Here is a 26282-nt window from a genome sequence, read left to right as displayed (position 1 = left end):
GAGGCTCAAATATCAAGAAACCGCACGTCTTTGGCGTTCGTCACGATGAAGTGCTTCCGCAGCTCGACGTCATCGCCCATGAGGATCGAGAACACTTCGTCGGCGATCGCCGCCTGCTCGACGTTGATCTGCAGCAGGGTGCGGCGGCCGGCGTCCATGGTGGTCTCGCCCAGCTCGTGGTAGTCCATCTCGCCCAAGCCCTTCAGCCGGTTGAAGTCGGCCTTGTGGTTGGGGTGCTCGGCCAGGAACGCCACCCGGGCGTGCTCGTCCTTCAAGTACACCTTCTCCTTGCCCACCAGGGTGGAGAACAGCGGCGGCTGGGCCACGTAGACGTGGCCGCCCTCGACCAGTTCGTTCATCTGGCGGAAGAAGAACGTGAGCAGCAAGGTGCGGATGTGGCTGCCGTCGACGTCGGCGTCGCACAGCAGGATCACCTTGTGGTAGCGGATCTTGCTGACGTCGAACTCCTCGCCCACGCCGGCGCCGATGGCAGCGACCAGGGCCTGGATCTCGGTGTTCTTCAGCATCTTGTCGACGCGGGCTCGCTCGACGTTCAGGATCTTGCCCCGGATCGGCAGGATGGCCTGGTTCTCGGGGTTGCGGGCCTGGATGGCCGAGCCGCCGGCTGAGTCGCCCTCGACGATGAACAGCTCAGACTCCCGGGCGTTCTTCGACGAGCAGTCGGCCAGCTTGCCCGGCATGCCCGCGCCTTCCAGGGCCGACTTGCGCCGGATGAGGTCGCGGGCCTGGCGAGCGGCCGTGCGCGCCCGGGCCGCCTGGATGCCCTTCTGCACCACCTGGCGAGCCTCGGTGGGGTGTTCCTCGAACCACTCCGACAGCTTCTCGTTGGTGGCCCGCTCGACCAGCGAGCGCATGGGCACGTTGCCCAGCTTGCCCTTCGTCTGGCCCTCGAACTGGGGGTCCTGCAGCCGCACGGCGATGATGGCGGTCAGGCCCTCGCGGATGTCTTCGCCGGTGAGGTTGTCGTCCTTCTCCTTGAGCAGCCCCTTGCCACGGGCGTACTTGTTCAAGACGTTGGTGAGCGACTTCTTGAAGCCCTCTTCGTGCATGCCGCCCTCGCGGGTGGCGATGCCGTTGGCGAAGGAGTGGATGCCCTCGTAGAACCCGGTGTTCCACTGCAGGGCGATCTCGACCTCTTGGGTCTCCTCGGCCACGTCGAAGTAGGCGACCTTCTTGAACAGCGCCTCCTTGGAGGCGTTGAGGTGACGGCAGAAGTCGATGATGCCGCCGCTGTACTTGTAGGCCATCTCCTGCTGGTGGCCCGGGCGCTCGTCCGTGAAGCAGATCTCCAGGCCCTTGTTGAGGAAGGCCATCATCTGGAGCCGCTCGAGCACGGTCTGGGCCCGGAACTCGACCTCTTCGAAGATGGTGCCGTCGGGCCAGAAGGTAACGGTGGTGCCGGTGCGGTCGCGGGGCGCCTTGCCGACCACTTCGAGCTTGCCCTGGGGCTTGCCGCCCTTGGCGAACTCCATGCGGTGGTGGTCGCCGTTGCGGTCGATCTCGAGGATCAGCCGGGACGACAGGGCGTTGACGACCGACACGCCCACCCCGTGCAGGCCGCCCGAGACCTTGTAGCCGCCCCCGCCGAACTTGCCGCCCGCGTGGAGCACTGTGAGCACGACCTCGGCGGCCGACTTGTTCTTGTACTGCGGGTGGGGGTCGACGGGGATGCCGCGGCCGTTGTCGGACACCCGGCAGCCGTTGTCGGCCAGCAGGGTGACCTCGATGCGGTCGCAGTAGCCCGCCATGGCCTCGTCGACGGCGTTGTCGACCACCTCCCAGATGAGGTGGTGGAGCCCCGAGGGGCCGGTGGAGCCGATGTACATGCCCGGTCGTTTGCGGACCGGATCAAGTCCTTCGAGCACGGTGATGGCGTCAGCGTTGTAGCTGGCGGCCTTCGGCTCGGACGGTGCCTTCATCGCCACGGGGCGCGACCTTTCAACGGGTGCAGAGTCGAGGCAATTCCGGCGCGAAATCCCAGGTCAGCAGCCCGAATTGCAATGATGGCAGTTTACCAGAGGGGTGAGACAGAACCCGGCGTTTCAGCGCCTGCCGACGCGGATTTCCAGCCGCTCTGCCACGGGGGCCCCGACGGCCTCGCCGAGCTTGCCGAGCAGGTCGTCACCCAGCCACCGGAGCTGGGTGGCCCACACCGGGTCGTCGACCTCGACGATCAGCGCGCCCTGGCGCACCGCCACCGGCTTGGCGTGGCCCGCCACCGACTCCCCCACCACGTCGCGCCAGACGCCGAGCACCAGCGACAGCGTGGTGCGGTAGCGCCCCAGCGACTCGCTCAAGCGGCGGGGTTGCTCGCCCGCCGGGTCGGGCAACGGGCGCCAGCGGCTCACGACAGGGTGCCCGCAGCCACCCGCACGGTGGCGGCCACCACCGCGGTGGTCGGCACCGGGCTGGCCGTGGTCAAGATGGCCTGGCCCGCGGGCAGGTGGGCCAACAGGGCCTCGCTGCGGGCCGGGTCGAGCTCGGAGAACACGTCGTCGAGCAGCAGCACCGGCGTGGCCCCTGTGGTGTCGGTGACCACGGCGTGGGCGGCCAACTGCAGGGCGAGCGCCAGGGACCGCTGCTCCCCCTGCGAGCCGTGGGTGCGAGCGGGCAGGCCGCCGATGGCCAATGCCAGTTCGTCGCGGTGCGGGCCCACGGTGGTCACGCCCCGGCGCAGGTCGTCGGGGCGGGCCGCGGCCAGCGCCTCGGTGAGCAGGCCGTCCCACGACCGCTCCAGCGACATCGTCACGTCGGCCGAGGCGTGGGCCACCTGGTCGTAGGACTTGCTCACCACCGGCTCCAGGCGTCGCACCAGGTCCTCCCGGGCCTCGGTCAATGCCGTGCCCGCCGAGGCCAGCTTGGCGTCCCATACGTCGAGGGTGGCCTCGACCTCGGGGGTGAGCCGCCCGCCTGCCTGCTTGAGCAGGGTGGTGCGCTGGCGCAGCACCCGTTCCACATCGGAGCGCAGGGCGTCGAAGCGGGGGTGCAGGGCCACCAAGGTGTCGTCGAGGTAGCGGCGCCGCTCCGACGGCCCGCCCTTGATCAAGGCGAGGTCGTCGGGCGAGAACACCGTCACCCGCAGGGCGCCCAGCAGGTCGCGGCCTCGCTTCAAGGGCTGGCGGTTCACGAACACCCGGTTGCGGCCGACCGTGTTGATCTCGGCTTCCAACAACAAGTTCCGGCCCTCGCGCTCGCCCTCGGCCCGCACGACCGCCTGGCTGGCGCCCGCGCGCACCAGGGCGTCGTCCGGGGCGCCTCGGAACGACGACAAAGTGGCCAGGTAGGCGATGGCTTCGAGCAGGTTGGTCTTGCCCTCGCCGTTGGAGCCGACCACCACGGTGAGCCCGTCGGGGGCCGGAGCCAGCTCGGCCGACGTGTAACTACGAAAGTCGGTCAGCCACAGCCGGTCAACGCGCAACGCGCCCTCACGAGACCCGCACCGGCATCAGCAGGTACAGGTAGTCGTTGCCTTCGGTGGGGCGAATGACCGCCGGGCGCAGGGCGTCGATGGTCTCGAGCAGCACCTCGTCGCCGTTGATGGCCTCGACGCCGTCGATGAGGTACGCGGGGTTGAAGGCCACGGTGATCTCGGTGCCCTCGTACTTGGCGTCGACGTCCTCGGTGGCCTGGCCCACTTCCTGGGTGATGACCGTGAGCTCGATGCCGTCGGGGCGCAGGGCGATGCGTACCGGGGTGGTGGCGTCGCGCACCAGCAGCTTCACCCGGCGCACGGCGTCGAGCAGGGCGTCCTTGCCCACGATGAGCCGGTTGGGGTGCGTCGAGGGGATGAGCTGGCGGTAGTTCGGGAACTCGCCCTCGATGAGCCGCGTCGTCAACCGGACGTTGCCCACCTCGAAGCCCGCGTCGTGCTCGCCCAGGTGCAACGTCACCTGCTCGGCGCTGGCCAGCAGCCGTTGCAGTTCCGTGAGCGCCTTGGAAGGCACCAGGACCTTCTGGCCCTCCCGCAGCACCGTGTTGCCCGCCAGGTCACGCACGGCCAGCCGGTACGAGTCGGTGGCCACCAGCCGCAGGTTGGACTCCTCGGCGGTCATGAGCACACCGGTGAGGATGGGCCGGGCATCGTCGCCCGAAGCGGCCCGCACCACCTGGCGCAGCGCTTCGGCCAACTCGGCGGCGTCGAGGGTCACGCCGTCTTCCGCCGCGGGTGCCGGCAGCCGGGGGAACTCGGCGGCGGGCAACATGCGCACGGCGAAGTGCGAACGACCCGACGCGATGCGCACCTCGTCGTCGCCCGCCTCGATGGTGACCGCACCGGGGTCCATGGCCCGCACGATGTCGGCGGCCAGCCGAGCCGGGACCACGCATACACCGTCGGCGCTGCCCGACACCGACACGTCGACCTGGATGGTGAGGTCGAGGTCGGACCCGGCGACGTGCAACCGGTCGCCCGCCACCTCCATCCGCACGCCCGAAAGCACAGGGAGCGCCCCGCCCCGTCCGGCAACGGCGCGCCCTGCAGTGCTCAGAGCCTCCACCAAGACATCACGTTCGCAGCGGAGCTTCACCACACGCCTTTCATGTTCTTCAAAGAGAGAGAAATAAGAGAGGAGGTAATAAGGGCTGTGGACTGTGGACGGAGCGCCGTTCCCCCAGGTGGGACGGGGTTTCGTTGTCCGTCGCCTGTCCCCAGGATCGCACAGGCAGGCCGAGCCGAGCCGGGATGCCGGGGGACAACCGGTGCGCTGTCCCCGTAATTACAACGGTCCGACACGAGGTCATCCACCGCTTTTGATGCGATGGATCAGCTCGGTTACCTGGTCGTAGATCTGGCGCCGTTCCTTCATGAGGGCGGAAATCTTCTCTACGGCGTGGATGACCGTGGTGTGGTCGCGGCCGCCGAACTCCCGGGCGATGGCCGGGTAGCTGAAATCGGTGACCTCCCGGAACACGTACATGCCCACCTGGCGAGCGGTGACGAGAGGGCGCCGGCGGCTGGTGCCGCAGATCTCCTCGATGCTGAACCCGAAGGTCTCGGAGGTGGCGTCGAGGATGTGCTTCGGGGTGATCTGGCGGGGCTGGTCGTTGGCGATGAGGTCGGACAGCACCTTCTCGGCCAGCACCCGGTTCAGCGGCTCCCGGTTCAGCGAGGCGAAGGCCGAGACCCGGATGAGGGCGCCTTCGAGCTCGCGGATGTTGTCCTTCACGTGGGTGGCGATGAACTCCAGCACCTCGTCGGGCACGTGGTGCTGCTCGCCCCCCGCCTTCTTGCGCAGGATGGCCAGGCGGGTCTCGAGCTCGGGGGGTTGCACGTCGGTGATGAGGCCCGACAGGAACCGGCTGCGCAGGCGGTCTTCCAAGGTGGCGATCGACTTGGGCGGCCGGTCGGAGGTGATGACGATCTGCTTGGAGGCGCCGTAGAGGCTGTTGAACGTGTGAAAGAACTCTTCTTGGAGCCCTTCCTTGTTCTCCATGAACTGGATGTCGTCGACGAGCAGGACGTCGCACTCGCGGTAGCGCCGCTTGAACGCGGTGGTGGTGTTGGTGCGGATGGCGTCGACGAACTCGTTCATGAACGTCTCGGTGGAGACGTATCGCACGTGGCGGGCCGGGAAGTTCTGGCGCACGTAGTTGCCGATGGCATGCAGCAGGTGGGTCTTGCCCAGCCCGGCGAACCCGTGGATGAACAGCGGGTTGTAGCTCTTGGCCGGGGTCTCGGCCACCGACAGGGCGGCCGCGTGGGCGAAGCGGTTGGACGACCCGATGACGAAGGCCTCGAACGTGTAGCGGGGGTTGAGCGGGCTGTCCTCGGCCCGGGCGGCGGCCGCCGGGGGCGGCGGCACGGCGGGCGTTGTGGGCAGGGCTGTGGTCCAGTCGTTGCCGCCTAGGAGGCCCGACGATCCGTTGTCGTCGCCGGTCACCGCGTCGGTGCGCACGTCGAGGGTGATGGACCGGTCGGCACCGGTGGCATCGGCGAGCACGTCGCGCACCATGGGCAGGTAGCGGTTCTCCAACCGCTCCTTCACCAACGAGCTGGGCACGCTGAGCACGAGGTGGCCGTCGTCGGCCGACACGGGACGAACGCCGTCGAACCACGTTTTCCAGGTCGCCTCGGACACCTGGCTCCGAAGGGCGTCGGAGCACAGAATCCACAGCTGCTCTGCGTCTGTCACCAGCGTTTCCGTCTCCCCGACCGCCGAGTCGTCCACAATCTGTTCCACACCTGTGGACGACGTGGCCGGCCGTCTGAGCCAGTCCGCGTCCACTCGATCCGGGGCGGCCTCGGGGAAGGAGTAGACCGCCCGTCTGCCACCGATGTGCGGTGGAGCGATGGACGGTAGCACCGCCCTCGGCCCGAGGCGAGTGGCGCTGTGGAAAAGGCGCCGGCCTGCGGTTTTGTGCCCTCGGTTGCCCAGAGGGGTGCCGCGCCTCTACCCTGGAACGCCGGTCGACGACGGCTCGGCCATTGCCAGGAGTGACGGGTGAAGCGCACCTACCAGCCGAACAACCGGAAACGGGCGAAGAACCATGGCTTCCGCCACCGGATGTCCACGCGCGCCGGTCGCGCCATCCTCAAGGCCCGGCGCCTCAAGGGCCGCCACAAGCTGTCTGCGTAGTTCCCCCCGGCCCGGGCGTCGATGACCGGCCCCGTGTGGCGGGTTCGCAGCCGCGACACGTTCCTTGCCTTGCGGCGCTCGCGCCAACGGGTGCGACGGGGACCGATCACGGTAACCTTTGCGCCAGGCGAGCCTCCCGGTCCCCCGCAGGTCGCCTATGCCATCGGCCGCAAGGTCGGCGGTGCGGTTGTGCGCAATCGACTTCGCCGTCGATTGCGGGCCATTGTGGCCGAGCTCGCCCCTGCGCTCCGCCCAGGTGCGTACCTGCTGGGTGCGACCGCAGAGGCAACCAGGTTGTCGTTTCAGGAGTTGAGGACAGTCGTGGCCGAAGCGGTGCAGGCGATCTCGAGCGAGCAGCGGCGATGACGCCTGCGGCGCGCGCTGCCATCGCCTTTGTGCGGGCCTACCAGTGGGCCCGGGCGGGCCGTCCTTCTCCGTGTCGGTACTGGCCGACGTGTTCTGTGTACGCCGTCGAGGCTTTCGAGCGCCATGGGGCGCTGCGAGGCGGGTGGTTGGCCACTCGCCGGCTCGGACGGTGCCATCCATGGGGCGGCCACGGCGTCGACCCCGTCCCGGAATGAGGTAATTCGACGTGTTCCAGGCCCTGGCCGGCTTGCTGGCCTTCTTCTACGAGTTGGTGCCGTCCTACGCGGCGGCCATCGCCTTGCTCACCTTGTCGGTGATGCTCGTGCTGACGCCGCTGACGTGGAAGAGCACCCGTTCCATGCTGGAGATGCAGCGGCTCCAGCCCGAGATCAAGAAGCTGCAGGCGAAGCACAAGGGCGACCGCCAGAAGCTCAACGAAGAGATGATGGCGTTCTACAAGGAGCACAAGGTCAACCCGGTAGCCGGGTGCCTGCCCATGCTCCTGCAGATGCCCGTCTTCTTCGTGATGTACCAGGTCATCCAGGGGTTGAGCCGGACAAGCAACGGCGTGCCCAAGCCCAAGTACATCGGTGAGGACACCAAGCTCTACCAGGATCTGGTAGCAGATGGCGGCAAGATGATGGACTTCGGCATCGACCTGGCCCGCCGGGCCGCCGACGCCCACCCGTCGTTCGGCAAGGCGCTCCCCTACTTCGTGCTCATTGCCCTGGTGGTGATCACCCAGTACATCCAGACCAAGCAGATGCAAGGTCGCAGCGGGGCGCCGCCCAACCCGCAGATGGTGATGATGCAGCGGGTCATGCCGATCTTCTTCGGCTTCATCTCCTTCACCATCGCCGCGGGCGTCAACATCTACTTCTTGATCAGCTCGCTGTTCCGCATCACCCAGCAGACCCTCATGTACCAGTTCGACCCCGTGTTGAAGTCGCACGTGGCCCAGCAGGTGCGTGAAGTGGAGGCAAAGGCTTTCGAGAAGCCGCGGAACGAGCCCAAGGCGCTGGCCAACGGCAAGCCGGGCACCAAGAGCGCCAAGAACACCAAGGGCGGCGGACAGGCAAAGTCTGGAAACGGAAACCGCAAGGGCGGCAACCGCGCCAAGAAGGGTCGTTGATCATGGAGTGGGTCGAAACCACCGGCCGCTCGGTGGAAGAAGCGAAGGACGCCGCCCTCGACGAACTCGGGGTCGACGAGCAGGACGCCGAGTTCGAAGTGCTGGAGGAGCCCAAGGTCGGGCTCTTCGGACGGCTGCGCAACGAAGCTCGCGTGCGGGCCCGGGTGCGCCCCACGGCGCCGCGCCCCAAGGAAGACCGACGCGACCGGCGTCGCAAGAAGACCGGCAACGGGAGCAACGGTGCAGGTCAGGCGGCTGCGGCGCCCTCGGCCGACGGCGAGGCGGCGGCCGCGCCGAAGCCTGTGCCTCGGCCCGAGCGCGCCGAACGGCGGCCCCGGCAGGAACCGAAGCAACAGCAGCAGCGGAGCGGGTCGAATCGGCCCCGACAGGAAGGAGCCGAGGTGGACGAGGACGTGCCGTTGGCCGAGCAGGGGGAAGTGGCCCGCCAGTTCCTGACCGGCTTGATGACCGAGCTGGGGGCGACCGCCGAGGTGGCCGTGCGAGATGTCGACGAGGACACCATCGAGCTGGTGGTGGAGGGAGACGACCTCGGCACACTCATCGGCCCCAAGGGGACGACGTTGACAGCGCTGCAGGAGCTCACCCGCACCGTGGTGCAGCGGCGTACGGGTGGCCGCAACGGTCGACTGCTGGTCGATGTGTCGGGCTACCGCCAGAAGCGCCGTGAGGCGCTGGAGAAGTTCACCCACAGCGTGGCCGCCAGCGTGCTGGAGACGGGGGAGCGCAAGGCGCTCGAGCCCATGCACCCTGCCGATCGCAAGGTCGTACACGACACCGTCAACACCATCGACGGCGTGCGCACGATCTCCGAGGGCGAAGAGCCCCGCCGCCGGGTGGTGCTGTTGCCGGAGAACGACTAGGCGCTTTCCCGCTGTACGTGCTGTGCTGACGACCCGCCTCCAGGGCGGGTCGTTGCGCGTCCGGGCGCAGGCGGGCAGGGTAGGCGGGTGCAAGAGGTGCGGAAGTGGCTGGAACAGTCTCGGGAGTACGGGTTCCTCGGCCCGGGGCCGGTTGACGACCATATCGAGCACGCCCTGGGGTTCGCCGACGTGGTGGGGGAGGCGCCCGAGGCGATCGTTGACCTGGGCAGCGGGGGAGGTGTGCCCGGGCTGGTGCTGGCGGCGCTGTGGCCCCGGGCGTCGTTCGTGCTGCTCGACAGCAACGAACGACGTACTGGGTTCCTGCGGGAGGCGGTCACCGACCTTGGTTGGGAGGGTCGGGTGGACGTGATGCGCCTGCGGGCCGAGGTAGCGGGTCGGGAGGACGTCCTGCGGGGTCGGTTCCCGCTCGTGGTGGCCCGCAGCTTCGGGGCTCCCCCGGTGGCGGCGGAGTGTGCCGCTCCCCTGCTGCGGGTCGGTGGCCGGTTTGTGGTGTCGGAGCCGCCGAGTGAGGAACAACCCCGGTGGCCCGAGGACGGCTTGGCGCTGTTGGGGCTTCGCCTGAGTGCTCGGGCGGAGGCGCGTGGGGCTGGGTATGTCCTGCTTACGCAGCACGAGGCGTGTCCGGAGCGCTACCCACGCCGAGAAGGCATCCCGGGAAAACGGCCGTTGTGGTGATGTTTCACGTGAAACGGCGACCGCCAGGTTTCACGTGAAACATGAGGGTCCTTGACCGGTAGACCCGGAACGAGCAGAGTGTGCCCGTGAGCGCTGAGGACGAGTTGGCCGAACGTGGGCGGGCAATCTTCGAGCGCCTCCGTGGTGCGACCGAGAACCCGGAGCCGGAGTTCATGGCGGAGCCGGAAGTCACGGCGGAGCCGGAGATCACGGGCGCCCCCGACGAACCGGAGGCCGAGGCCGAGCTTCCCTCGCCGCAGGGGGAGGCTCCGGCGGACGAATCTTTGTCTGAAGGCGAGGTTGGCCCCGATTCGCCGCGTGTTGATGACGACGGCGTCCCTGAGCCCGATGTTGAGGTTGGCGTGGAGTTTGCCACCGAGCCGGAGGTCACCGACGAGCCTGGGCCTGAGGCCGCTCCGCATGACTCCGGACCCGAAGCAGCGGGGCCGGCCGATCCGGAGGAAGACGCCAGCGAGCCGGGGCCGCAGGCCGCCCCCGAAGACGTGGTGCCGGCAGCCGAGGCCGAGTTGCTTCAGGATGAGGAGGCGCCTGGGGAGGAGCCAGCTGCGAGCACGCCCGTCGAGGTGCTCCCCGAACCGGAAGTGGTGGCTGCGCCTCCCGAGACTGCGGGCACCGGTCACGGCCTGGGTTCGGCACCCACATGGGGCGCCGAGGGCGCCCCCACCCTGGACGACGAGACTCCTCCCCCGGCCAACCCGTTCGTGCGGCCGCTCCCCCGCATCCTGGCCATCGCCAACCAAAAGGGTGGCGTGGGCAAGACCACCACGGCCGTCAACCTGGGTGCCGCCCTCGCTGAGCTGGGCTATCGCGTGCTGGTGGTCGACCTCGACCCCCAGGGCAACGCCACCACCGGCCTGGGCGTGAACCCTCGCAACCTGGAGTCGTCGGTCTACGACGTGATCATGCACGACACCCCGCTCGAGGACTGCATCGAGCCAACGTCGTTGCGCAACCTCTTCGTGGTGCCCGCCACCATCGACCTGGCGGGCGCCGAGATCGAGCTGGTGCCTGCCTTCAGCCGTGAGCTCAAGCTGCGCAAGGCGCTGGCCACGGTGATGGACGACTTCGACTTCGCCCTCATCGACTGTCCCCCGTCGCTCGGGCTCATCACCGTGAACGGCCTGGCCGCCGCCACCGAGGTGGTCGTCCCCATCCAGTGCGAGTACTACGCACTTGAGGGTTTGGGCCAGCTCCTTCGCAACGTCAACCTCGTGCAGGGCAACCTCAACCCGGGCTTGGAGGTCAGCGCCATCATCCTCACCATGTACGACGCTCGCACCAAGCTGGCCGACCAGGTGGCCACCGAAGTACGTACGCACTTCGGCCCCAAGGTGTGCCGCAACATCGTGCCGCGCACCGTGCGGCTGTCGGAGGCCCCGTCCTTCGGCCAACCCATCATCGTGTTCGATCCAACCTCTCGGGGCGCCATCGCCTATCGGGAGCTGGCCAAGGAGGTGAGTGGTGGCGCGCCGCAGCGGGTTGGGTAAGGGCCTCGGCGCCCTCATCCCGACGGAGGTCACCGGCGAACGAGGCTCGGCCCTCGTCGAGATCCCCATCGGTGATGTACGCCCCAACAACTACCAGCCCCGGCGCCACTTCGACGAGGAGGCGCTGGCCTCGTTGACCGCGTCGGTGCGGGAGTTGGGGGTCTTGCAGCCCGTTCTCGTGCGCCCCGCAGGGGAGGGCAGCTACGAGCTCATCGCCGGCGAGCGCCGGTGGCGGGCAGCCAAGCGGGCAGGCCTCACCTCGATCCCCGCCATCGTGCGGGAAGCGGGCGACGTGGCCAGCCTGGAGCAGGCGCTGGTCGAGAACCTCCACCGTGAGGACCTCAACGCCTTGGAAGAGGCGGCGGGCTACCAGCAGCTCATCGAGGAGTTCAACCTCACCCACGACGAGGTGGCGGGCCGGGTGGGCAAGAGCCGTACGGCCATTACCAACACGCTGCGTTTGTTCCAACTCCCTCCCGCTATCCAGAAACTGGTAGCCGAGAACCAACTGTCAGGCGGGCACGCCCGGGCGCTGCTCGGTACCCCCGACCGTGCCTTCCAAGAGTCGCTGGCCAAGCGGGCGGTGGCCGAGAGCCTGTCGGTGCGGGCCGTGGAAGAGGCCGTACGCCTCCGCAACGACCTCGGCGAGCAGTTGGGCGGCGCCTCGGCCACGCCGGGGGCCATGGCCAAACGACGCCTGCCCCGCGCCGGCCTCGACGACCTGGCCGAGTTGCTGTCGCACCACCTCGACACGCGCGTGAAGGTTGACATGGGCAGCAAACGGGGCCGCATCGTGGTCGAGTTCGGCGGCCTGGAAGACCTCGAGCGCATCTACAAGGTGATGACAGAGCCGCCCACCGCCCAGGCCTAGGGTTCAACCCTCAACCTCTGCTCAACCGTCCACAGTCTGTGCAGAAAGCTGTGGACGCCTGATTATTCGCCGCCGGCAGCGGCCCAGGCGGCTAGCACCTCACCGAAGGCCACAGCCAGTTCCGCCGTACGCTCCACCACCAGCGACGGCGGGCCCAGTTCGCACAACACGGCGGGCATGCGGGTCTCCAGCAACACCGGCAGGGCCATGCCGTGCACGCCCCCGTCCTTGAGGTCGAGGGTTTCGGGCACCAGCTCCTGCACGAACTCTGCCAGCCGACGGCCGCCAGGCGACTCGTAGCGGTGCCCGGCGTAATAGGCAGTGGAGCAACCGTCGATGTCGGGGCTCACCGTGAAGCCGAGGTAGACCTCGGCGTTGACGGCGTTGGCCTCGGCCGCCTGCTCCGACTGGTCGGGGTGCTGGGTCACCGCCACCAGCGCCCCTCGATCGGCGAGCACCTTGGCCACGGTGGTCACCAGAGCGTTGAGCCCGCCGCCGTCGCCCACCACGATGCGCCGGTCGGCCAGGGTGCGCGGCGCCGAGCGCAGCTTCTCAATCTCCCGCACCGCCGCCACCGACAACGGCCCCTCGCACTTGGCACCGAGCCGCTCCAGGGCCTGCACGGTGGTGGGGCCGCAGATGCCGTCGGCGTTCATGCCCACGTTGCGCTGGAACTCGGCCAGGGCGACGCCGGTCAGGGGCCCGAACAGCCCGTCGACCTTGCCGGGGTCGAAGCCCAGCGAGCCCAAGCGCCGCTGCAGGGTGGCCACGTCGTCGCCCCGCAACATGGGTTGGCGCAGGAACAGCAGCCGGTCGCCCAGCCGATAGCCCGCCTCCACCAACGCCGACCAGGTGTAGCGGCCGCAGATGCCGTCGACCCGCAGGCCCCGCGCTGTCTGGAAGCTGCGCACGGCGGCTTCGGTGCCCGGCCCGAAACGGCCCGGCTCGTCGCCGGGGGCGTCGTGGCCCACAGCGACGAGCCGTTGCTGGAGATCCCGGACAGCTTCGCCTGTGTCTCCGGCCCGGAGCGGCAGGCCCTCTACAGGAATGCCTGCAGCTCCTGAAGCAGCTGGCCCTTGCCCTTGGCGCCGATGAGGCGGAGCTGCGGCTCGCCTTCCTTGAACAGGATGAGCGTGGGGATGCTCATGACCTCGAAGCGCCGGGAGACCTCGAGGGCCTCGTCGACGTTGACCTTGGCCACCCTGATCTTGCCCTCGTGTTCGTTGGCAATCTCTTCCAGAACGGGGGCGATCATCTTGCACGGGCCGCACCACTCCGCCCAGAAGTCGACCAGGACAGGTTCGTCGGACCCCTTGATCTCCTCGTCGAACGTGCTGTCGGTGAGCGTTGCGATGTTGGCGGCCACGGTGGCTCGACCTCCTCAGGTGCGTCGCCGGGAATCTACCCGGACACGGGGGTGCAACACCGAGGGCATAGTGCCGATTCCGCCCTCGGTGGGGGCTACCAGTTGCGGGGCGTCTCCACGATCTCGTTGTCGGTCTCGACGGACTCCAGCCAGCGCTCGGCGTCGATGGCGGCCGTGCAGCCCGAGCCCGCGGCGGTGATGGCCTGGCGGTAGGTGTGGTCCTGCACGTCGCCGCAGGCGAACACGCCGGGCACGTTGGTGCGCGACGACTTGCCCAGGGTGATGAGGTAGCCGTTGTCCTCCATATCGAGCTGACCCTTGAAGATGTCGGTGTTGGGCACGTGGCCGATGGCCACGAACAGCCCGGTGACATCGAGCTGCGACTCCTCGCCGGTGTCGAGGTTGCGCACCCGCACGCCCGCCAGCTTGGTGTCGCCCAGCAGCTCGGTGACCACCGTGTCCCAGAGGAACTCGATCTTGTCGTTCTTGAAGGCCCGCTCCTGCATGATCTTCGACGCCCGCAGCTCGCCCCGGCGGTGGATGATCGTCACCTTGGCGGCGAACTTGGTGAGGAACAGCGCCTCCTCCAAGGCCGAGTCGCCGCCGCCGACCACGGCGATGTCGTGGCCCCGGAAGAAGAAGCCGTCGCAGGTGGCGCACGTCGACACCCCGTAGCCGACCAGCTCGGTCTCGCGGGGTATGCCCAGCATCAGCGAACGGGCCCCGGTGGAGACGATGATCGACCGGGCCTGGAACTCGTCGTCGCGCACCCACACCCGGAAGGGCTGGGCGGAGAAGTCGACGCGGGTGACCTTCTCGGTCAGGAACTCGGCGCCGAAGCGGGCGGCCTGGCCTCGGAAGTTGGCCATGAGCTCGGGGCCCATGATGCCGTCGACGAAGCCGGGGTAGTTCTCGACCTCGGTGGTCAGCATGAGCTGGCCGCCCGGCTGGTCGCTGGTCGACGACGGCTCGCCCTCGATGACCAGCGGGTGCAGGTTGGCCCGGGCCGTGTAGATGGCGGCGGTCAGGCCCGCGGGCCCCGAACCGATGATGATGACGTCGCGGACGTCGGGCAACGAACTACCCCTTCCTGATGGCGGTGGCTCTGCGCAGCAGGAACAGGCCTGCCAGCGTGAAGATTCCGCCGAGGAGGGCGTAGGCGATCCACACCCGGCCTTCGCCCGTGTAGACGTCGACCAGGCGCACGAGCCCGACGACGAGGAAGACGGCCGCGGCGCCGCCCACGATGGCGGCCAACAGGCCGAACACCATGGCCCGCGCCACGATCACCAGCGGCGTGGTGGTCTTGTTGCGCACCGAGCCGACGACCCGCTCGACGGTGTCGGCGGCTTGCACAGTCCAGTCCTGCCCAGCGGCTTCCGGCATGGCGGCACACTACCCTCGCCCGTCGATGCGCCTCGCCCTCGCCGTCCTCGCCGGTGCCGCCACCGCCACCTTCAGCGCCCTCGTGCTGGGCGAGTACGAGTTCGTGGGCACCACGCCGTACGTGGCCGGGGTGCTGTTCGGCCTGGTGGTGGCCGAGGCGATGGTGACGGTGGCCCGCCGCGGCGGCCTGGCCCTTGCCGTCGTGGCCGCGGCGCTGGCGGGCGGCGGCCTGGTGTGGGCGGCGTGGATCTCCTCGGGCCGCGACTGGGACTACGTGCCCACCCTGGCGTGGGTGGCGGTCGGCTTGGGCGTGGCGTGCGCGGGCGTGCGCACCGCCCGCGCCGCGGTCAGAACGTCTGGGCCACCAGCAAGCGACAGTCCGCCGTCGCCATGACCAGCACCCGGTGGTCGAGTGCTCCGGTGGCGCCCTCGATCCGGTAGACGAGGGCGACGGACGCCGTGCCCTCCCAGCGCAGGGTGGCGCTGTAGACGAGCGGGCCGAGCCCGTTGCCGTACTCCGAGGCCGCTGTCGGTCCACACGGGGTGCCCGGCGGCGACGAGCCCGCGCCGGCTCGGCGGGCGGACAAGGCTTGGGGCGAGCTCTCGACGGTGGCCCCCGCCGCCCCCGACGACGCGTCGCCCCCGCCTGCCGTGGGCGCCATGTCGGCCATGGCCTGGGGCTCCACCACGCCGCGCAAGCGCTCGGCCAAGGCGGTGGGGTCGGACTGGTCGCCGATGTCGGCTTCGGCACGCATGTCGGCGGCCTCCGGTGCGCTCGCCGCCATCTGGCTGCGGCCGTCGTCGTCGCCCCCGTTGACCAGCGACACCGCCACCATCACCACCACGACCAAGGCGGCGGCGGCCAAGGCGAACGGCCCCCGCCGGTCGCGGTGCAGCGGGGTCACGTTGGCAGCCCGCAGGGCGGCCGCCACCGCGATGTCGGCGGACGGCACCGCCAGCGGAGCGGCCACCGAGGCGGCGACGGCCCGGAACTGGTCGAGGCGGGCGGCGCACTCGCGGCAGCCCGCGGCGTGGGCCAAGGCTTCGGCGTCGTGGCCGTCGAGGGCCGCGCTCAGGCGCTCGTCGTCGGGGTGGGGGGAGCTCATGATCGTTCCGTTGGACGGTCGGCGGGCATGGACGGGTTCCCCAGGTCGGCGGCCAAAGCGGCCCTGCCCCGGGCGATACGGGAGCGAACCGTGCCGGGCGGGATGTCGAGCACCTCGGCGATCTCGGCGTAGTCGAGCGCGCACAGGTCGCGCAGCACCACCGCGGCGCGGTAGTCGGGCGGGAGGCGGCGCAGGGCGGCGTCTACGTCGATGCGGTCTCCCACCCGGCTCTCCACCGACGGCCCGGTGTCGGCCACCCGGGCCAGCGACAGGTCGTCAGTCGGCTCGGGCCGGCGCTTGCGCCGACGCAGTTCGTCGAGGCAGGCGTTGACCGCCACCCGGTAGGCCCACGTGGAGAACCGGCTGCGCCCGTCGAAGCGGCCGATGCCGCGGGCCATGGCGATGAGCGCGTCCTGGGCGGCATCGGCGGCATCGGCGTCGTTGCCGGTCATGCGCCGGCACACGGCGTACACGCGGTCGTACTGGGAACGCAGCATTGTGTCGAGGGCGGCACGGTCGCCCGCCGCCGCGCGGCGGGCCAAGGCGAGCTCGTCGGACACGAGCCGCAGGGTACTCAGGCCCGCAGGCTGACCTCGGCGATGCGGGCCTTGTTGCCCTCGCCGGGGTCGGTGATCCACAGCAGCACGGCGGCGCCGCGTCGGCCTTGGAGGTCGAAGGTGGTGTTGCCGTCGATGGCCGTCTTGGTGTCGACCGGCTCGCCCCAGTCGGCCAGCGTGCTGCTGGGCCGGTCGGCGACGTACACCGCCGCCGCCCACCCCGACGTCGGCGACTGCACCTCCAGTCGCCGCAGCGGCGAATCGCCGGGCACGGTGAGGACCAGCCCCAGCCCCTCCTTGAGCCTGCCGAACTGGCGGCTCTCGTAGGTGAGCGTGCTCCACATGGTCTCGGGGTTGCCGTCGAGCACGTTGGGGGCGTCGTCGTCGTTCTCGCTGCGGTCGCCCTGGGGGTCGAAGGCCTCGGCTGCCGTGGGCGTCACCACGCGTGCCGCCTGGGGCCGAGGCCGGGCCGCGGCGGGCTCGGTGTCGTCGTCGGGCAGGAACGACACGGCCACCATCCCGGCGGCGACGACCAGCAGCACGACGAGCAGGGCGGGCGCCCAGGCGCGGCGCGAACGGCGGGCCACCGGCACGATGCCGTCGGGGGGCGTGGGGTCGCGGACCACGAAGGGCTCGGCGTCGTCGTCGGCCAGGTCGACGGCCAGCAGCGCCCCGCGCAGGTCGGCCGCGCTCTGGTAGCGCTGGTCGGGCTCCTTGGCCATGGCCCGCAGCACGACCTGTTCGAGAGGGCGCGGGATGCCCGCGCACACCTGGCGAGGCCGCGGCGGCTCGGCCTGCACGTGCTGCATGGCGGTGGCCAGCTCGGTGTCGCCGCTGAACGGCGGCCGTCCGCACAGCATCTCGTAGAGCACGACGCCCAGTGCGTAGACGTCGGAGCGGGCATCGGGGGAGCGGCCCTCGACCTGTTCGGGCGACAGGTACTTGGCCGTGCCCACCAGTGCACCGGTGGCGGTGAGGTCGCCGCCCCCCGACTGCAGCTTGGCGATGCCGAAGTCGGCCACCTTGACCCGCACGCCCCCCGCCGGGGCTTCGCACAGCAGGATGTTGGCGGGCTTCACGTCGCGGTGCACCAGGCCCGCCCGGTGCGCGTGCTCCAAGGCATCGGCGACGTCGGCGGCGATGCGCACCGCTTCCCGCGGCGGCAGCGGCGACTGTTCCATCGACTGGCGCAGCGTGCGCCCCCGCACCAGTTCCATGACGATGAAGGCCACGCCGTCGTCGGCCCCTGCGTCGTAGGTGGCGACGATGCCGGGGTGGGTCAGCCGGGCGGCGGCGACAGCCTCACGGCGGAAGCGCTCGACGAAGCCGTCGTCGTCGGCCAGGTGGGAGTGCAGGATCTTGACGGCCACCGGCCGGGCCAGCACGTCGTCGACGGCTTCCCACACCTCGGCCATGCCCCCGCGGGCGACGGGGGAGACGAGGCGGTAGCGGCCGGCCAACGTGCGATCGGTGGTGAGGGGATAGGTGCGGTCCGACACGACCCCTTCACCGTACCCACGCAGCGCGGTCGCGCTGTGTCAGCGGGGGACGTGGAAGGTGACGCCGAGCACGCGGGGCCCGCCGTGGGCCCCGATGACGGCGCCGATTTGGCCGACGATGATCTCGTCGCGGGGGTAGACGGCGCCCAGCAGGTCGAGCATCTCCTCGATGTCGGGAGCATCGCCGTGCATGACCGCCAAGTCCTCGACGCGGGGGTACTGGCGCACCTTGTCGACCAGGTAGCGCAGCGACTTCGACCGGGTGCGCTGCTTCGACTCGGGCTCGACCTTGCCGTCGGCGATCTCGATGATCGGCTTGATCGACAACACCGACCCCAGCGCGGCCTGGGCGGCGCCGATGCGCCCGCCCTTCTTGAGGTTCTCCAGGGTGTCGAGGGCGGCGAAGGTGCGGGTGCGGGGCACCAGGTCCTCGGCCGCGCCCAGGCAGTCGTCGAGGCCCTTGCCCTGGCGGCTCATGCGCGCCGCGGCCACGGCCATGAGCCCTTCGCCCAAGCTCACCGTGCGGGAGTCGAGCACCCGCACCGGGATCGTGCCCTCCACGGCGCGGGCCGCCAACTGGGCCGACTGGAAGGTGGCGGAGAGGCCCGCGGCCAGGCACACGCACACCACGCCGTCGTTGCCCTCGTCCGCAGCGCGGCGGAAGGCCGCCTCGAAGGCGCCGGGCGAGGGTGCTGCGGTCTCGGGCAGCACGGGCGAGCCGTGCATCCGCTGCCAGAACTGTGTGGGCGTGAGGTCGAGCCGGTCGACGAGGGTCTCCTCGCCGAAGCGGATCGTCAGAGGGACGATCTCGATGCCCAGCTCGTCGGCCAGCTCCTGGGGGAGGTCGCAGGCACTGTCGGTCACCACTTTGACGGGGCTCATCGTTTCTCCTCGCTGGTGGCCGACACTGTGACGTCGTACCAGCTCTTGGTCCGGTCCCACTCCTTGAGGAGGTAGGACGTCGCCTGCTTGCGGACGGTCAAGCGAACTCGTCCCTGCTGGTCGACGGCGAAGGCCGTTATCTCGGCACTGTCCTTCGCCGCCCGGTCGGCGGCCGCCTGCTGGGCGGCCTCGGGGTTGCCGCGGTCGCGGATGATAAACGCCGCGTCGTCGGCCGCGTCGTGGGCCACGCCGTCGAGCTGGATGCGCACGATCACCGGGCTGCCGAGCTCCAGGGCCGCGAAGCCGAACAAGGCAATCCCCAGCACAAGTTTCACCAGCCAACCGGCGATCACGTGGTGCGCCTCCGAATGCGAAGAACGGTGTGGAGCTCTGCCACTCCGACGGCTCGGGCGACGAGAACGTACACCGCCACGCCCAGCGGCACCGCGATGGCGACCCGGGGGAGGGGGTCGTCGACCAACGCGTTGACGCCGGCCACGGCCACGGCCATCACTGCGGCGGCCGCACCGACGCGGGCCACGGTCGTGGCCAGGCGGGGGCCGTCGATGCCGTCGAGCCGGCGGCGGAGGTGGGCGAGGGCGACGGCGGTGCCCACCGTGTAGGCGACGGCGTAGGCGAGGGCCAGGCCTTGCACGCCGAGGGCGGGGTAGAGGGCGAGGGCCAAGGCGATGTTGAGGGCGTTCTCGACGGCGTAGAGGACGAACATCGACCGGGTGTCCTGCATGGCCTGGTACGCCCGCATGAGCAACAGGTACGCACTGAAGCCGGGCAGGCCGACGGCCAAGAGCGCCAACACGTCGGCGGTGGTCTCGGCGCTGGCGGCCCCGAAGGCGCCGTGTTCCAGGGCCACCCGCACGATGGGGTGCGCCAGCACCAGGTAGCCCACGGCCGCGGGCACCAGCACCAGGGCGATGGTGCGGAAGCCGAGCGACACCCGGGTGCGGAAGCCGTCGACGTCGCCGGTGCTCCAGCGGGAGGCGAGGTCGGGCAGCAGCGCGGTCATGACCGAGACGCTGAACACGCCGTGGGGGAGGAGGAAGAACACGAGCCCGGCTTGGTACGCGGTCACGTCGCCGGGCTCGCCCTGGTTGGCCAGCACCAAGACGATGTAGAGGCTGACCTGGTTGGCCGCGGCGAAGCCGAACGTCCAGCCCGACAGCCGCACGACCCGGCTGACGGCAGGGTGGCGCAGGTCCCACCGGGGGCGCAGGCGGATGCCCGCCCCCCGCAACGACAGCACCATCACCACGGCTTGGGCGGCCACGCCCGCGGTGGTGCCGAGGCCGAGCAGCATCAAGGCGCCGGTGTCGTTGCGCATGGCGGCCAGCGAGAGGTCGTCGGCGATGCGGGGCACGGCCAGCAGGGTGGCGATCACGACGAGGTTGTTGACCACCGGCGAGAACATGGGCGCCCCGAAGCGGCGGCGGGCGTTGGCCAGGGCGGTGGCCATGGTGATCACGCCGTAGAGCGCCACTTGGGGGGCGAAGAGGACGAGCAGGGTGGTGGCCACGGCGCGCTGGTCGGCCGCTTCGGGGCCGGTACGCCCCACCGTGTAGAGGCGGATGAGAAGGGGGGCAGCCAGGGCGAACAGGGCGCTGACCGCCACCATGACAACGGCAGCCGCGGTGGCGATGGCCGAGATGCCTTCCCACGCTTCTTCGTCGGACTTGGTGGCCAAGAGGTCGACGAAGACGGGGATGAGCGTGGCCGACAGGATGCCGCCCAGCACCAGTTCGTAGACGATGTTGGGGGTGGTGTTGGCCAGCGTGTAGGTGTCGGTGAGCCGGGTGAAGTTGAAGGCGTAGGCCAAGGCGACCAGGCGGCCGAAGCCGGTGAGGCGCGACAGCATGGTGCCCGCCGCCATCACCGCCGTGTTGCGGGCGAGGGTGGTCACGCGGGGACGAGGCGGCGGTTGCGGCGGCCGCGGACCAGGTGACGGGCCCACCACGCGGCGAGCACCAACAGGGCGCCCGCCGAGAGGACGAGGCCCACGCCGGAGATGGCCGTCGAGCGCACGGTGAAGCGGGTCTCGCCCACCACCAGGCCGCCGTCGGGCGACGTCAGCCGCACCCGCAGGGGGAAGGCGCCCGAGGTGCGGGCCTCGACCACGAACTGCTCGGTGGTGTTGCGCCGGGCCAGTTCCACGGACCGGGTCGACCCGGCGGGGAAGGCGAGCTTGTCACTGTCGACGTCGACCACCAGCCGGACCGGGTAGTCGGCCTCGTTGAGCACGGTGATGGGGATTTCCCCGCGGCGGGCCGTGAGGGTGATGGAGCGGTCCTGGGGCACCCGCACGAGGGTCAGTTCCTTGGCGATGAGCGAGTCGACGCCGTCGAGGTAGGCGGCCCGCCGCCGGGGGTCGAGGTCGACCGACTGTCCCACCAACAGGATCTCGTCCACGGTGTCGTCGCGCGGGTTGTCGGTGTCGAGCATGGCGGCGAACGAGCGGATGCGGCGGCGGGTGTTCTGGATGCGCTCGGCCGGGAGGGCGCCGGGGCCCACGTTGGCCGGTGGCGGGACGGGGGAACGGCGCAACACGTCGTTGCGGCGGCCGGTGGTGATGGGCGGCACGTCCTTGAAGATGGCCTCGACCGTGGCGCCCGCCACGATGGGGCTGGAGGCGACGCCCGCCAGCACCGTGTCGAGGAAGGAGCGGTCGCCCGACCACGACCGGGGCGGCAAGGCCACCACGCCCCGCGAGCGGCCGGGCCGGTCGAAGTAGAGGACGGCGAGGTCGGCCAGCAGGTGATGGGCGGCCAGGGCGGGGTCGTCGCCTCGGCTGAAGTGGGCGGCCAGCCCGGCGTCGGCGGCCAAGGCCACCGGGCGGCGCACCTCCCGGTTCTCCAGCTCGAAGGGCTGGGCCAGGGTGACGTCGAGGTCGACCGGGGTGAGCAGGGGGTCGGGGACGACGAGGTGGTCGACCTGCTGGTCGCGGAACTGCTGGAGGGCCGTTTCGTCGAGGTGCTCCTCGACCACCGCCAGGTTGGGGTCGGGCTCGGCCGCGAGCAACTGGTCGAGCACCTGGCTGCCGCGCTGCACCTGGCTGGTCGCCTCCGAGCGCAGGCTGGCGAAGGCGGTGGGCGGGACGGGCACGTAGGTGGCGCCCACCACTTGGCGGCCGGTGGTGGCCCGGGCCAGGGTGGCCACTGCGTTGCGGGCGGCGTCGTCGGGGGACGACGCCAGCGCCTGCAGCGTCTCCGGGGTGGGCTTGAGGGTGAGGGGCACCTCCCGGTGGGCGTCGACCGCGGCGGCCAGCCCCACCAGGCGGTCTCGGTCGCGGTCGGGCAGTTGGCGGACGCCGTCGGGGCGCAGGGCGGGCGGGGCGTGAAAGGGCACCACCAGGCCGAAGCGCAGCTTCTGGCCGCCGTCGGCCGGGGGCGTGGCGTAGACGAGGTGCGTCACCAGCCGGGCCAGGACGGGACCGCCGCCTGTGCGCCGCAACTCGGCGCGCACCGGGTAGACGCCGGGCTCGCGCAGGCGCAGGCGGCCGTTGTCGGCGGGCTGGGCCGGGTCCTGCACGGGAATGTGCACGTTGCGGGCGCCGCCTGCGTCGGGGGGAAGCTGCGCCAACGGCGTGGCGGGGGTGACGGTGATGGCCGAGCCCCGGATGCGGTCCTCGAGGGTGAGGGCGTACTCCGAGCGGCTGGCCACCGCACGGAAGACCGACACGGCCAGTTCGGTGTCGGCCAGGTCGACGTCGCCCAGGACCACCAGGCGCAGCACGAAGTCGCCGCCGGGCGTTACCCATGACGTCTGCGAGGCCAGCCGCAGCGCCGGAGGGGGCGGCTGCTGCTGGGCCGCAGCCGCAGTGGCCAGCGTGGCGGCCAGGACCGCCGCCGCCAGCAGGGCGCGCTTCAAGGAGCCAGGCCCGCGCTGAGCACGGTCAGCCCGCTCGGCTCGCGCCGGAAGCCGAGGCTTTCGTAGAGGGCGAGTGCTCGCTCGTTCTGCAACTGGGTGTTGACCACGGCGCGCTCCACGCGCCACCGGCGCAACCACCGCAGCCCGTCGAGGACAAGCGCCCGGCCCACGCCCGCGCTCTGCCGGTCGGGGGCGACGGCCAAGCGCTGGAGGAAGCCGCGGCGACCGGCTCGTCCCGTCACCGCGTAGCCGAAGACGTCGGGGTCGGCGGCCAGCCGGAAGCGGGCGTGCGGGGTGGCTCTGACTGCTTCCTCCAGGCCTCGTTCGTCGAGCCGCCAGAAGGGCGGGAAGGCGACGCCGTCCACGGCCAGCACAGCAGTGCGGTCACTGGGCCGGGCCCGGCGCAGGGCGCGTTCCGACTCGGTGGCGGGCGGCAGGTCGCGCACCTCGTGGGCGAGCAGGTGGAGCTCTTCTTCCACCTCGAAGCCCGCGGCCAGGAAGCCCGCCTGTTCGCCCGGTGCCAAGGCGCCCGTGACCACCCGTGTGAACCCCCGAGCGGCCAGTTGCTCGCAACAGCGCCGCACGAAGCTCGCCGATGGCGCGGGGGCATCGGGCACCGGGGTGAGAAAGGCGACGCGACGATCACCGCGCCAAGGCCCGGTCCTGGCGCGTTCGGCCCCCCAGCGGATGACGTCGATCTCGGCGCCCACGGCAAGGCGAGGTTACCGACCCGGGTTCAGGCGGCGCGGACGGAGGTGACGATTGCTGTCGGACGATGGTCGCGGTGCCACGTCGCCGTGTCGAGCGAGCTCGTGGGGTCGACCCAGAAGCTGAACCGGGCCATGTCTCCTCCCGACGTGCCGGTGAGGTGGACGATGGAAAGCTGGCCGCCCTCTGTGGCGTCGAAGCGAGAGACGGCGAATCCCAGCGCTCGCAGCTCGGCTTCGACCGTGGCCACCACCTGCCGAGGTGCGTCGACGGGGACGTAGTCCCACGAGGTCACGTAGCCCACGCGACGACCGCTCCCCGTCTTCCCTTCGGGAATGACCTCGCCCTCGGAGTCGATCGCATGGTCTTGGGTGACGGCCACGGCGCGGGCGCCGTTCACCTCACGGAGCTGCGCCGCCAAGGCGTCGTTGCGAGCCTTCACCGAGGCAGGCGCCGCGGGTCGACCGTCGCGCAGGACCACCACGGCGGCGGCGCCCAGCCCGACGAAGACGGCGAGGGCCACCCAGGTGAATCGCCTCGTCGTCATGGTGCAGCCAGCGTACGACCGAAGGCCTAGCCTCGAAGGGTGGCTGTCCTGCTCGGCACGTCGCCCCGGTTCCTCGACCACGACACCGGCTCCGGCCATCCCGAGCGCCCAACCCGGCTCGACGCCGTGTTGCGCGGCATCGATGCCGCGGGCGTGGCCGACGCCCTGGTGCGGGTGGCGCCCCGCGCTGCCACCCGGGCCGAGCTCGAACGGGTGCATCCCGCCGGCTACCTCGACGCCGTCGAGGGCTTCTGCGCGGCGGGCGGGGGCCGGATCGACGCCGACACGACGGTGAGCGCCGAGTCGTGGGACGCCGCCGTGCTGGCCGCAGGCGCCGGGCTCGACGCCGTGGAGCGCCTCGACCGGGGCGAGGCCGACGCCGCCTTCCTGGCCCTCCGACCGCCCGGCCACCACGCCACGCCCCGCACGCCCATGGGCTTCTGCCTGATCAACAACGTGGCGGTGACGGCGGCGGCCTTGGCCGACCGGGGCGAGCGCGTGTTGGTCGTCGACTGGGACGCCCACCACGGCAACGGCACCCAGGACGCCTTCTACGCCGACGGCCGGGTGGCCTACCTCTCGCTCCACCAGTTCCCGCTCTATCCCGGCACCGGCCGCCTCGACGAGACAGGGGCGGGCGAGGGCGCGGGCACCACGGTCAACCTGCCGCTTCCGCCGGGCACCACCGGTGACACCTACCTGGCCGCCTTCGACGAGGTGATCGCCCCGCTGGCGGAGCGGTTCCGCCCCACGTGGTGCCTCATGTCGGCGGGCTTCGACGCCCACCGGGCCGACCCGCTCACGTCGCTCGGGTTGTCGGCGGGCGACTTCGCCCTGCTGGCCGAACGGGTGGCCGCGCTCGTGCCCGCGGGCAGGCGCATCGCCTTCTTGGAAGGCGGCTACGACCTCGACGCGCTGGCGGCGTCGGCCGGTGCCTGCGTGGCTGCGTTGGCAGGTGCGGCATATCGGCCCGAACCGCCCACCTCGGGCGGCATCGGACGCTCGGTGGTGGAGGCCGTCAAGCGGGTGGTCGATCGCGCCGATCCCTAAGGCGGTGCTCGATCTCAACGAACTCCTTCGTTACACCGTGGAGCAGCGGGGGTCCGACCTGCACGTCAAGGTCGGCTCGCCGCCCCACGTGCGCGTCGACGGACACCTCATGCCCGCGCCCTTCGACCGGGTCACCCCCGCCGACGCCGAGCGCATGGCCTTCCAGATCATGCCCAAGGACCGGGCCGACGAGTTCGTCGACTCGGCCGAGGCCGACTTCGCCCTGAGCCTGTCGGGTCTGGGCCGCTTCCGGGTCAACGTCTTCCGCCAGCGCGGCTCGGTGGGCCTGGTGTTCCGCCGGGTGCTGCCCGGCATCCCCAGCTTCGAGTCGCTGGGCCTGCCCTCGGTGGTGCGTCGGCTGGCCGAAGAGCCCCGCGGCCTGGTGCTCGTCACCGGCCCCACCGGCTCGGGGAAGACCACGACCATCGCAGCGATGATCGACCACATCAACGAGACAAGCGCGGTCAACGTCGTCACCATCGAGGACCCCATCGAGGTCCTGCACGTCGACAAGAAGGCCATCGTCAACCAGCGCGAGATCGGCACCGACACCCGCGACTACGCCATGGCCATGAAGCGGGTGCTGCGCCAGGACCCCGACGTCATCTTCATCGGCGAGATGCGCGATCCCGAGACGGTGTGGGCCGCGCTGGCCGCGGCCGAGACCGGCCACCTCGTGCTGTCGACCCTGCACACCACCAACGCAGTGGAGACGGTCAACCGCATCGTCGACTTCTTCCCGCCCCATCAGCAGAAGCAGATCCGCCTGACCATGGCGTCGTCGATGCGAGGCGTGGTCAGCCAACGCCTGCTCGAGCGGGCCGACGGCAAGGGCCGGGTGCCCTCGGTGGAGGTGCTGGTCATGACCGGGCGCATCTTCGACCGCATCGTCGACCCCAACGCGGGCGGCAACGAGTCAATCGAGGACATCATCGCCGAGGGCGAGTACTACGGCATGCAGACGTTCGACCAGAGCCTGTTCGGCCTCTACAAGAACGGCTTGGTCGACATGCGCTCGGCCATGGCGGCGGCGTCGAACCCGCATGACTTCCGCATCGCCTTGCAGCAGGCGGGCCTGCTCCCCACCTAGTAGTGACCTGAGTCGGAAATCCACCGGCATCTCGACGGCCAGGGTCGCCGCTCGCGGCGTTCTCGGATCTAGCGGTGGGGCAAGGCCAGCGCGTCGATCCTGCGGCCTTGCGACCGACGACCCTGGCTCGCCGAACTGCTCACTGACTTCCGACTCAGGTCA

The 26282-nt window shown here is 70.5% G+C and carries 28 protein-coding genes; 10 read left to right on the top strand and 18 right to left on the bottom strand.

What is annotated here, in order from left to right:
• Positions 1 to 5 precede the first annotated feature (5 nt).
• From gyrB to dnaA, 5 genes are all read right to left on the bottom strand, one after another.
• On the bottom strand, positions 6 to 1940 hold the full coding sequence (gyrB, locus tag VM938_13170) for a DNA topoisomerase (ATP-hydrolyzing) subunit B (GenBank protein HVF75990.1): 1935 nt from the start codon (positions 1938 to 1940) through the stop codon (positions 6 to 8).
• A 123-nt stretch (positions 1941 to 2063) separates the two neighbouring features.
• Positions 2064 to 2369 carry a DUF721 domain-containing protein gene (locus tag VM938_13165; GenBank protein HVF75989.1) on the bottom strand — a complete coding sequence of 102 codons (306 nt, stop codon included), beginning with the start codon at positions 2367 to 2369 and terminating at the stop codon, positions 2064 to 2066.
• The gene (locus tag VM938_13160; protein ID HVF75988.1) at positions 2366 to 3439 is read right to left on the bottom strand and encodes a DNA replication/repair protein RecF; all 1074 of its coding nucleotides are present in this window, start codon (positions 3437 to 3439) and stop codon (positions 2366 to 2368) included. Before VM938_13160 ends, VM938_13165 begins: the two co-directional genes overlap by 4 nt.
• A gap of 7 nt (positions 3440 to 3446) precedes the next feature.
• Entirely contained in the window at positions 3447 to 4547 is a 1101-nt protein-coding gene (gene dnaN, locus VM938_13155; protein ID HVF75987.1) for a DNA polymerase III subunit beta, read from the bottom strand.
• 210 nt (positions 4548 to 4757) lie between these two features.
• Positions 4758 to 6152 (bottom strand): chromosomal replication initiator protein DnaA, encoded by a 1395-nt coding sequence (gene dnaA / locus VM938_13150; protein HVF75986.1) that lies wholly within the window; start codon positions 6150 to 6152, stop codon positions 4758 to 4760.
• Positions 6153 to 6461: 309 nt separating this feature from the next.
• On the opposite strand from dnaA, the gene rpmH reads away from it, so the two are divergent.
• The 7 genes from rpmH to VM938_13115 all read left to right on the top strand — a co-directional run bounded on the left by rpmH (position 6462) and on the right by VM938_13115 (position 12050).
• On the top strand, positions 6462 to 6596 hold the full coding sequence (rpmH, locus tag VM938_13145; GenBank protein ID HVF75985.1) for a 50S ribosomal protein L34: 135 nt from the start codon (positions 6462 to 6464) through the stop codon (positions 6594 to 6596).
• A 362-nt stretch (positions 6597 to 6958) separates the two neighbouring features.
• Positions 6959 to 7177 carry a membrane protein insertion efficiency factor YidD gene (gene yidD / locus VM938_13140; protein HVF75984.1) on the top strand — a complete coding sequence of 73 codons (219 nt, stop codon included), beginning with the start codon at positions 6959 to 6961 and terminating at the stop codon, positions 7175 to 7177.
• Between the two features lie 11 nt (positions 7178 to 7188).
• Positions 7189 to 8094, top strand: coding sequence for a YidC/Oxa1 family membrane protein insertase (locus VM938_13135; GenBank protein HVF75983.1), 906 nt, complete (start codon positions 7189 to 7191; stop codon positions 8092 to 8094).
• Between the two features lie 2 nt (positions 8095 to 8096).
• The gene (gene jag, locus VM938_13130; GenBank protein ID HVF75982.1) at positions 8097 to 8975 is read left to right on the top strand and encodes an RNA-binding cell elongation regulator Jag/EloR; all 879 of its coding nucleotides are present in this window, start codon (positions 8097 to 8099) and stop codon (positions 8973 to 8975) included.
• Between the two features lie 87 nt (positions 8976 to 9062).
• Positions 9063 to 9671, top strand: coding sequence for an RsmG family class I SAM-dependent methyltransferase (locus tag VM938_13125; GenBank protein ID HVF75981.1), 609 nt, complete (start codon positions 9063 to 9065; stop codon positions 9669 to 9671).
• A gap of 86 nt (positions 9672 to 9757) precedes the next feature.
• On the top strand, positions 9758 to 11179 hold the full coding sequence (locus VM938_13120) for an AAA family ATPase (protein ID HVF75980.1): 1422 nt from the start codon (positions 9758 to 9760) through the stop codon (positions 11177 to 11179).
• Positions 11154 to 12050 (top strand): ParB/RepB/Spo0J family partition protein, encoded by an 897-nt coding sequence (locus tag VM938_13115; protein ID HVF75979.1) that lies wholly within the window; start codon positions 11154 to 11156, stop codon positions 12048 to 12050. Before VM938_13120 ends, VM938_13115 begins: the two co-directional genes overlap by 26 nt.
• 62 nt (positions 12051 to 12112) lie before the next feature.
• Here the strand turns inward: VM938_13115 and VM938_13110 are convergent, their stop codons facing one another.
• The 4 genes from VM938_13110 to VM938_13095 all read right to left on the bottom strand — a co-directional run bounded on the left by VM938_13110 (position 12113) and on the right by VM938_13095 (position 14802).
• Entirely contained in the window at positions 12113 to 13084 is a 972-nt protein-coding gene (locus VM938_13110; GenBank protein HVF75978.1) for a peptidoglycan-binding protein, read from the bottom strand.
• A gap of 5 nt (positions 13085 to 13089) precedes the next feature.
• The gene (gene trxA, locus VM938_13105; GenBank protein ID HVF75977.1) at positions 13090 to 13416 is read right to left on the bottom strand and encodes a thioredoxin; all 327 of its coding nucleotides are present in this window, start codon (positions 13414 to 13416) and stop codon (positions 13090 to 13092) included.
• Between the two features lie 95 nt (positions 13417 to 13511).
• Positions 13512 to 14492, bottom strand: a complete 981-nt coding sequence (trxB, locus tag VM938_13100; GenBank protein ID HVF75976.1) for a thioredoxin-disulfide reductase — start codon at positions 14490 to 14492, stop codon at positions 13512 to 13514.
• 4 nt (positions 14493 to 14496) lie between these two features.
• Positions 14497 to 14802 carry a hypothetical protein gene (locus VM938_13095; protein ID HVF75975.1) on the bottom strand — a complete coding sequence of 102 codons (306 nt, stop codon included), beginning with the start codon at positions 14800 to 14802 and terminating at the stop codon, positions 14497 to 14499.
• Here VM938_13095 and VM938_13090 point away from each other — a divergent pair.
• Positions 14801 to 15196, top strand: a complete 396-nt coding sequence (locus tag VM938_13090) for a hypothetical protein (GenBank protein ID HVF75974.1) — start codon at positions 14801 to 14803, stop codon at positions 15194 to 15196. The two genes, VM938_13095 and VM938_13090, sit on opposite strands and share 2 nt — an antisense overlap.
• Here the strand turns inward: VM938_13090 and VM938_13085 are convergent.
• Genes VM938_13085 through VM938_13045 form a run of 9 tightly spaced genes read right to left on the bottom strand, consistent with a single transcriptional unit; the run spans position 15150 to position 23980 of the window.
• Positions 15150 to 15908 (bottom strand): hypothetical protein, encoded by a 759-nt coding sequence (locus VM938_13085; GenBank protein HVF75973.1) that lies wholly within the window; start codon positions 15906 to 15908, stop codon positions 15150 to 15152. The two genes, VM938_13090 and VM938_13085, sit on opposite strands and share 47 nt — an antisense overlap.
• Positions 15905 to 16468: a sigma-70 family RNA polymerase sigma factor gene (locus VM938_13080; GenBank protein ID HVF75972.1), complete on the bottom strand. Its 564-nt coding sequence runs from the start codon at positions 16466 to 16468 to the stop codon at positions 15905 to 15907. Before VM938_13080 ends, VM938_13085 begins: the two co-directional genes overlap by 4 nt.
• A gap of 14 nt (positions 16469 to 16482) precedes the next feature.
• The gene (locus VM938_13075) at positions 16483 to 17964 is read right to left on the bottom strand and encodes a protein kinase (GenBank protein HVF75971.1); all 1482 of its coding nucleotides are present in this window, start codon (positions 17962 to 17964) and stop codon (positions 16483 to 16485) included.
• Between the two features lie 39 nt (positions 17965 to 18003).
• Complete coding sequence (locus VM938_13070; protein ID HVF75970.1) at positions 18004 to 18846, bottom strand: DegV family protein; 843 nt, start codon at positions 18844 to 18846, stop codon at positions 18004 to 18006.
• A complete protein-coding gene (locus tag VM938_13065) occupies positions 18843 to 19199 on the bottom strand; it encodes a hypothetical protein (GenBank protein ID HVF75969.1) in 357 nt (118 codons plus the stop codon). Before VM938_13065 ends, VM938_13070 begins: the two co-directional genes overlap by 4 nt.
• Complete coding sequence (gene murJ, locus VM938_13060; GenBank protein ID HVF75968.1) at positions 19196 to 20761, bottom strand: murein biosynthesis integral membrane protein MurJ; 1566 nt, start codon at positions 20759 to 20761, stop codon at positions 19196 to 19198. The genes VM938_13065 and murJ overlap by 4 nt, the downstream gene beginning before the upstream one ends.
• Positions 20758 to 22725, bottom strand: coding sequence for a DUF6049 family protein (locus VM938_13055; protein HVF75967.1), 1968 nt, complete (start codon positions 22723 to 22725; stop codon positions 20758 to 20760). The genes murJ and VM938_13055 overlap by 4 nt, the downstream gene beginning before the upstream one ends.
• On the bottom strand, positions 22722 to 23435 hold the full coding sequence (locus VM938_13050) for a GNAT family N-acetyltransferase (GenBank protein ID HVF75966.1): 714 nt from the start codon (positions 23433 to 23435) through the stop codon (positions 22722 to 22724). Before VM938_13050 ends, VM938_13055 begins: the two co-directional genes overlap by 4 nt.
• A 26-nt stretch (positions 23436 to 23461) precedes the next feature.
• Positions 23462 to 23980 (bottom strand): hypothetical protein, encoded by a 519-nt coding sequence (locus VM938_13045; protein HVF75965.1) that lies wholly within the window; start codon positions 23978 to 23980, stop codon positions 23462 to 23464.
• 39 nt (positions 23981 to 24019) lie between these two features.
• On the opposite strand from VM938_13045, the gene VM938_13040 reads away from it, so the two are divergent.
• Together VM938_13040 and VM938_13035 are read left to right on the top strand one after the other, a co-directional pair.
• Positions 24020 to 25030, top strand: a complete 1011-nt coding sequence (locus VM938_13040) for a histone deacetylase (protein ID HVF75964.1) — start codon at positions 24020 to 24022, stop codon at positions 25028 to 25030.
• Between the two features lie 4 nt (positions 25031 to 25034).
• Positions 25035 to 26120 carry a PilT/PilU family type 4a pilus ATPase gene (locus tag VM938_13035; protein ID HVF75963.1) on the top strand — a complete coding sequence of 362 codons (1086 nt, stop codon included), beginning with the start codon at positions 25035 to 25037 and terminating at the stop codon, positions 26118 to 26120.
• Positions 26121 to 26282: the final 162 nt, after the last annotated feature.

This window comes from Acidimicrobiales bacterium (genome assembly GCA_035536915.1).
In the GTDB taxonomy this organism is placed as follows: domain Bacteria; phylum Actinomycetota; class Acidimicrobiia; order Acidimicrobiales; family JAHWLA01; genus JAHWLA01.
Note: the sequence above shows the minus strand (reverse complement) of the source record. Positions and strands in the feature narration are given on the sequence as shown.